At 51.9% G+C, this 6,702-nt stretch carries 6 protein-coding genes and 1 tRNA gene; 1 reads left to right on the forward strand and 6 read right to left on the reverse strand.

All coding sequences use genetic code 11. From position 1 onward, the window contains the following. Positions 1 to 296: hypothetical protein (locus tag VLE72_00750; GenBank protein ID HSX14427.1), on the reverse strand; the 296-nt coding region annotated here is incomplete at its 3' end. A 75-nt stretch (positions 297 to 371) separates the two neighbouring features. Between VLE72_00750 and VLE72_00755 the strand changes: the two genes are divergently transcribed. Continuing rightward, complete coding sequence (locus VLE72_00755; GenBank protein HSX14428.1) at positions 372 to 1,358, forward strand: hypothetical protein; 987 nt, start codon at positions 372 to 374, stop codon at positions 1,356 to 1,358. Between the two features lie 927 nt (positions 1,359 to 2,285). On the opposite strand, the gene VLE72_00760 is transcribed toward VLE72_00755, so the two are convergent. The 5 genes from VLE72_00760 to VLE72_00780 form a co-directional block, all read right to left on the reverse strand. Further along, positions 2,286 to 3,041, reverse strand: a complete 756-nt coding sequence (locus VLE72_00760; protein HSX14429.1) for a helix-turn-helix domain-containing protein — start codon at positions 3,039 to 3,041, stop codon at positions 2,286 to 2,288. A 210-nt stretch (positions 3,042 to 3,251) separates the two neighbouring features. Next, positions 3,252 to 3,341, reverse strand: a tRNA-Ser gene (locus tag VLE72_00765). Positions 3,342 to 3,355: 14 nt separating this feature from the next. Further along, on the reverse strand, positions 3,356 to 3,874 hold the full coding sequence (locus tag VLE72_00770; protein HSX14430.1) for an AAA family ATPase: 519 nt from the start codon (positions 3,872 to 3,874) through the stop codon (positions 3,356 to 3,358). Then, positions 3,871 to 4,905 (reverse strand): bifunctional phosphoglucose/phosphomannose isomerase, encoded by a 1,035-nt coding sequence (locus VLE72_00775; protein HSX14431.1) that lies wholly within the window; start codon positions 4,903 to 4,905, stop codon positions 3,871 to 3,873. The genes VLE72_00770 and VLE72_00775 overlap by 4 nt, the downstream gene beginning before the upstream one ends. A 569-nt stretch (positions 4,906 to 5,474) precedes the next feature. After that, on the reverse strand, positions 5,475 to 6,503 hold the full coding sequence (locus VLE72_00780) for a hypothetical protein (GenBank protein HSX14432.1): 1,029 nt from the start codon (positions 6,501 to 6,503) through the stop codon (positions 5,475 to 5,477). Positions 6,504 to 6,702: the final 199 nt, after the last annotated feature.

Genomic DNA, 6,702 nt, shown 5'->3' on the forward strand with positions numbered 1-6,702 from the left:
CACATTTCTTGGACCACCGCCATTAGGGGGTAGGTGATAGCGGCTAGCCAAAGTAAACCGTAGCCATATTGGGCACCGGCTTGGGAATAAACGACCACGCCAGCTGGATCATCATCAGCCGCGCCGGTGGTCAGCCCTGGCCCCAGGGTATGCCAATAACCTCGGCCCATGCGAATTGGTTTGGCTTTGGCCACTGAGGCTACCATTTTTTCGCCGGTTTCGATAGTTTTCTCGAGCGCCTCGGCTGGAGCTTCGGCGGCTTGAGTAAAGACGTCTTTGACTTTTTTCTGAGGCATTACTCTTATGGTAATCGGAGGAGCCACCGCCGGCAAGTTTGGCTGGTCTGGTTGTAACTGCTAAACCAAGGCGATATGATGGCCTGTAGAAACGAGAATCAATTGAACTGGAACCCGTTTACGCCCAAGTCAACCCAACCAACCGAGGAGTTGCCAACGCAGCCTGCGGCCGGCGGACTCAACCGCTTGCTTAAAACCGATGATCCGCGCAAGTTCATCATCCCAATCATTATCGGGGCTAGTGTCATCGTTCTAGCAGGCGGCGCCTTGGCCGCTTATAAATTGACGCACCGCCATCAATCGAGCGGCACCGTTAACCCGGCTAGTACTCAGAACTCTAATCAGACTAACGGCTCAACCCAAAATAACCCCGCTGCCACATCAAACAACGCGGCATCAAATTCCAGCGGCACTACCTCCGGATCCGGATCCTCTGGCTCCTCAGGCTCGGGCGGCTCTGGTCCCGTTTCAACCTCCGGCCCCATCGGCTTCGTCGGCTGCTCCAACAGCCGTGATACCGTCCTGGGCTATCATAACGACGGGGGTACCAAAATGTGGGTGCCACCCGCCACCGCCTACGGCGGCGGCACGGTTTTTCGATGGACGCAAGACACCAAATATTGGTCGGGGTTCGATAGTCTAAATGCAGACCATCCGGGGACTAAGGTGATTTGGTGGTCACTTTGCACCTACACTGTTAGCAAGGGTGAAACTGATAGTGCCAACTACACCGCAGCTCTCCGTATTATTGCGACCCTGAAGCAAAAAATCCCTGGGGTAATCATATACGCTTCGGCTCTTAATACATATGTGGCACCGCACATTTGTGGTGTCACGGGCGCAGACGGACCCAGCCGAATGCAGTCGCTGGTCGATCGTCTAGTCAGCGAAGGCCGAGTGAATCGCGGCCCAGTAGTGGGATCGCTCCTATCCATCTACCCTACCAACGTTTCGGCTGGCGCTACGGCCGATAATAACCAGACCCAGAGCGACGGCTGCCACCCTAATGATGCAGGCAAAGCCCACTTGGGTCAGAGTTTAGTTAACTTTTTTGGTAAGTAGCCTGTTATAAATTGTTCAAACCAAAAAGGGGCTCGGATCCCTTTTCGGTGTCACCTTGTTGTTTAGATTTGACCCAATGTTTTCTTCCTTCAATTACGTTTACGACCCTCTATCCTTCATTTAGCGCACCCTTCTGGTTAATGATTAGTGGTACTTAGCATTGGCGACGGTATCGGCGAGCTAATTTGCTTTGTTCGCATACGATTCTGTGCCTTGGTTGCTACGGTTGCCAGTCATCCATTGGTGCCTCGTCACAATCCGCCCTCACATATTTTAGATAGGAAGCGCTGGACTTCGGACCGTTTGGATTTCTGGCTGCTGGTTTGGCTACACCCTCGTTAGCCTTAACCTAGTAAAAAATATATTCCATAAATCATTTTTTGTCAATAGTTTTATACAAGATATCAACATTATTTAGTTTTTAACCTGTTATGAATGCGTAATTAGTGTAATAAAGTGCTGACTTATTGTGTTATTTTTGACAAAGAAAGAGCCCGCCTAATTGGCGGGCGGTGTGGACCCGTAGGGCCGGGGAGGCTCGGCGCTGCCGAGATCGACCCTACGGGTGCCACAGCTAGTCGACGCTCTGGCCGACCGGATGGGACCCACGGCCCCTGCGCCCTCAGAGGAAGCGTTGAACGAATCCTAGATCTGAAGGTAGACTTGCGCCGTTCAGGGCTAGTTCCGGGTTGTCTCTCCCGGTCGCTTGCCACTGATCGACTGGGCTTCGGCCCAATACGGAATGCCCGCTTGGGCTAGCCGTTGTACATACATCCTCCTCGTGAAAGGAGGCATTCGCATGTGTATCACGTGAACCCCCCTATTTCTTGTCGCGGTCCACTGTCACACTAGCTTGCGTTGCCAGTGCAAATTCAGCTTCCTAAATGTAGCAGATTATGGTGATTCTGTCAACGATTTATAACACTATTAGTCTTGATTCTTATCCCAGGCTAATTCAAACAGTTGTTTGAGTGCCCCGACAATCTCTCGGCTTTCGATTAGAACGCTGATGGTATCTTTGCCAGCATAGGTCGAAAAGGCAGCTTGGTCGTTGCGCAACGAAATATCGGCTTTAACAGGTTCATCGATCTTAATAGTCTGTCGCAACAGCTTTGGGTCGCTGGGTACTGTTTTGCGATATGAGTAAATAATTTTACTCGAAATCTTCTTTTTTAAACGCTGTTTCGGCGTTGTCTTAAGGATTGATGGTGAAATTTTATCGACTTCGTCATAATTGACCAACCCATAACTGACACTCCCGGGTGTGCTTTTGCGACTAAATTCGCGCCCAACAGCCTCCACGCCTTCTTTGCCTTTATAAAAGCGAACGATCGGAGCGCTGCTGCTTTGAGTCCGATTGGTCTGCTCAAGCTCTGGTAATAACGCTTGCAACTCCTTGCGGCGCTCCTCGACTTGCTCCATCTGGCGCTCAAACAAGCGCTCCAGCATATCGGGGCCTTCGGCCACAAAGACGGTCTTTTTGCCCTCGGTCGATTGGGCCACTAAACCCAGTTCGGCTAGTTGATCGAGAATGACATAGGCCGTGGCCCGGTTAACATCGGCTTGTTGAGCGATTTTTTGAACCGAGGCCGGGCCCAAAAACAACGCAGCTACGTAAACCTTGGCCTCCTTGTCGGAGAGCCCCAACGTTTGAACTTTCGCTGCTAGCTCAGTAATTTGCATTCCTGCATCATAGCATTGTTGTCAGAATTTTTCAACAGTTTTTTGGCGGAGAGAGTGGGATGTCGCTTAGGCGACTTGCGGTCGCAGTGCTCGAAGCTAGCTTCTGCGCGCTGCTCTCTTAAATCGAACCAGTGCTTCGCACTAACGGGTTCTCATGCCTCGCTGGTCTACCATTGGCCCTAGCTCAACTCGAGGTTGAGCGACGGCCAATGGCGGAGAGAGTGGGATTCGAACCCACGATACGATCGCTCGTATACACGCTTTCCAAGCGTGCGCCTTCGGCCACTCGGCCACCTCTCCGGATTAGCTCAATATTATACTTTGATGCCAGCAATTTTGCATATAAACTGAACTGTCTCCTCCAATGTAGAGTCATTTGTAATAGTTTTTTCGAAGTCATACCCGCTCGGCTGGAGTTCTTGGTGCCACTCCTTCATTTCCTCCACTCCGAAATCGGTAACCTTAGATCTGGTCTGATGACGCTTTAGTGTTTCGTCGAAATCAATATCAAACATAAATACAGAGTTATTGCTTGGATGTTTTGCGAACAACTTGTCGAAGTAAGATTTGTATTTGGGAAAGTAAAAAATGCCTTCGATGATTACATCGAAACCACGCTCGAGTAGCATTGATGCGCAATCGACTACCATCTCGGCAGAGAGCTCATTTGCAAGCGATCTGTCCTTAAGAGACTTGAATGGTGCAATTCTGAATAAGTCGTGACTCAAAATCACCAAAGGCTTTTCGGCCTGCTCTTGGATGGCTTTGGCTACTGAACTTTTTCCTGAGCCGGAGTGACCTCGCATTACTATTAGCTTGGATTCAGCATTCACGACTTCTTCAACTCTCGTTTGAGCTTTTCAATCATATCGACCGGCGTCGGATCAATGCCGTTCAAAAAGGCTAAATACAGGCTGACGTAATCGCCCAGGAGCTGGGTCCACAGCATCTGCTGCAGTTTAGTTTTGCCGATCGCTTCAACAATAATCGGTTTAGGCATTTGGCCGCTCAGCAAACGATTGCTAACTTCCCAGCGTTTGGCAATCTGCGGCAGATCGAGTGATGATTGCAATTCGACGACTTTGAGCAACTTATCGCGCGGGTTCTTCCAGCCCAAAAACTCGTTATGATTGAACTCCGGCAACTCGTTATAAAAGGCCGCTTGTTTGGCGTTTTCATTAATATCAATCTTCCATTTGTAGGCCTGCATGCTAAGCGTTGGCCCACCGTAGACGACCACCCCGCAGCCCAGTAGGTCTTGGGCGATTTGTTTGGCTATATTCTTTGGCGTCTGCACATCGGCCACCCAATTACTGCTATGAGACAGCAACCAGCGCCCGGTCTCCTCTAATTCGGTCGCCACATTTTGGCTCAGACCGGTCTGGTCGAACAGGCTGGCCAAGGCCTTAATTTCGTAGAGCACCGCTAACCTGGGTTGCAGCCCACTGGGAATAATAATCAGCGGCAGCTTGGTCGCTAGCGCTCGGCGTTTTAACTCTCCGCCCGATGTCATAATGACGATTTTGGCCCCGGCTCCCCGAGCCTGCTCCAGCTCAGCTAGCTCCTCCTCGGTGTTGCCGGAATAGCTCGATACGATCACGAGAGTATCTGCCCCGACAAACTGCGGTAATTCGTAGCCCCGATCGATGATCATTGGTAGCTTAAGTTGATCGCTCAAATAATGCTGCAAAAACTGCCCAGCCAAGGCCGAGCCGCCCATGCCAGCTAGCACCACACTCGTCACAGCATCCAGATCTATATCGGGGATAGAAAATTGTTGCGATAGTTGCCCGGGCTGACCCCCAACCACGCCCAAAGCGTTGCCGTTATCATAGCGACTTAAAAATGACTGATCATCAAGCATAGTCTGATTATAACTGTTCTACCGTATCAAATACTTAATATAATTCTTGTTTCTCACCCCACCAATTTTTTGTGTAAGCTCTTCCTTTTTACCCCTGTAATACTTTCTACGGCTGTCGATACAAAAAAATTGGTGGGGGTGGTTTTTACTTTTCGATCATCTTGAGCAGATTGCTCATGGGTATACTCCGACCACCTATTACTTCGCAATCTGCTGTATGGTTAAACTTCTCCCAAGCTTCGAGCAACAGCAAGGCAGAGCTGGGTTAATAGCCGGTTGCGACGATACATCGCAAGACCGCAAGCTGTTTGAGGAGCCCGACATGGGGCGAGCGACGAGTTCTTGCGGTCAGGCTAATTAACCCAGCTCTGATGCTGCTTGGTTGCGAGCTCAGCTTGGGCAGTTTTGCTCCTTTTGCTGTCAAAAGGAGAAGAAGAATATAGAAGTTAGATAAAAAATGGGTTAAGAGAAAAATGTTTGCAACGAAAAAACCGACTCATTTGAGTCGGTTGGGTCCAGCCCGGGGGCCCGTCAGTCGTGACGGAACCCCCGGGCGGCGGTAGCGAGAGCTACTTGCTCTTGTTGTTCTTCTTGCCCTTGCCCTTCACGCCCCGCGCTTTGGCTCCCTCTTGGGGACCGCGGCTGTGCTCGGGGCGTCGGCGAGGCGGCGTGGCCTCGGGCTTCAGTCTCAGACTGCCAATCGGATCGCGCACGAATTCGTTGGCCTTTTGGACCAACTCCTCCAGCTCGACCCTCTTGAACCAGTTCTGTGACAGTCGGCGGATCAGCCCGCGGCAGCGCTGGCGGAGGTCACCCTCGAAATCGGGCAACATCCCCTCCAAATGCTGTAGTAGTTCGACCGTCTGGGGCCACAGGACCTTGTAGTCCTGAGCCTCGAGCGACCACTCCAGCAGCTCGTCGCGGAAAAACAGCACATCCCAGAACTTCTCGATGAATTCCCGGGCCTGTGGTAGTACGTCCGACGGCAAGGTCGGCATCACCCCGCGCAGCCCAGCAAAGCGCTCGGCCGCCACATCCTGCATCAGATTGAGCAACTCAGCCTCATCTCGCAGATCACTCCACGCTGAGACTCGAGAGGCTCTCTGGTTCAACGATTCCTTCCAGGCGTTGATCACCCATCGGAAGTATTCGGCCAGCTCGTCGGCCACCTCACGGCAGTCTTCGAGCAACTCGAACCCTCGCTCGACGGACTTGGGGTCCAGCTTGCGCAAGGCCTTGAGCACGTCGCGACGGCCGAGCACCTCGAGCGCGATGACGAAGGCCTGATCGGCCAGATAGCCATCTGCTCGCTCACGGTTGAGCTGGATCGGGCCGATGACTCGCAGCTTCCGCTCGCGCCGCTTTTCAACCGCGCCCTCCAACCACCGAAGGGCCTCACGGCGACGTTCGATGATGTATTCGAAGCCTGGGTTGAGCCCGTCGTGCTTATTGACCGTTGTAATGGCAAACCGGAGCTTCTGAGGGAAGTTGGGGTCATTCACAATCGCCCGAAGGTCGGGATCCCGTGAAATCTCGAGGCAGGCATGGTTGACTTCCTCCGCCGTGGAGGTCTCGGTAATCTGGGTGATGGTGGGCATCGCTGACCTCCTGGTCAAAGGTTGAACTTTCAAGAAACACCTGTTATTCAGGCGATTCACACATATTAGCACAAGTATTATGATTTGTCAATGATTATATGGTTATAAAATAGAAAAGCCCAGACTTTTTCAGTCTGGGCCGGGGCCCCGGTGGACGGGCGATTGGAGTAAGGGCGGTCCACCGGGGCCGGCGCCCCCC

The sequence above is a fragment of the Candidatus Saccharimonadales bacterium genome, assembly GCA_035480635.1.
Taxonomy (GTDB): Bacteria; Patescibacteriota; Saccharimonadia; order UBA4664; family DATIHN01; genus DATIHN01.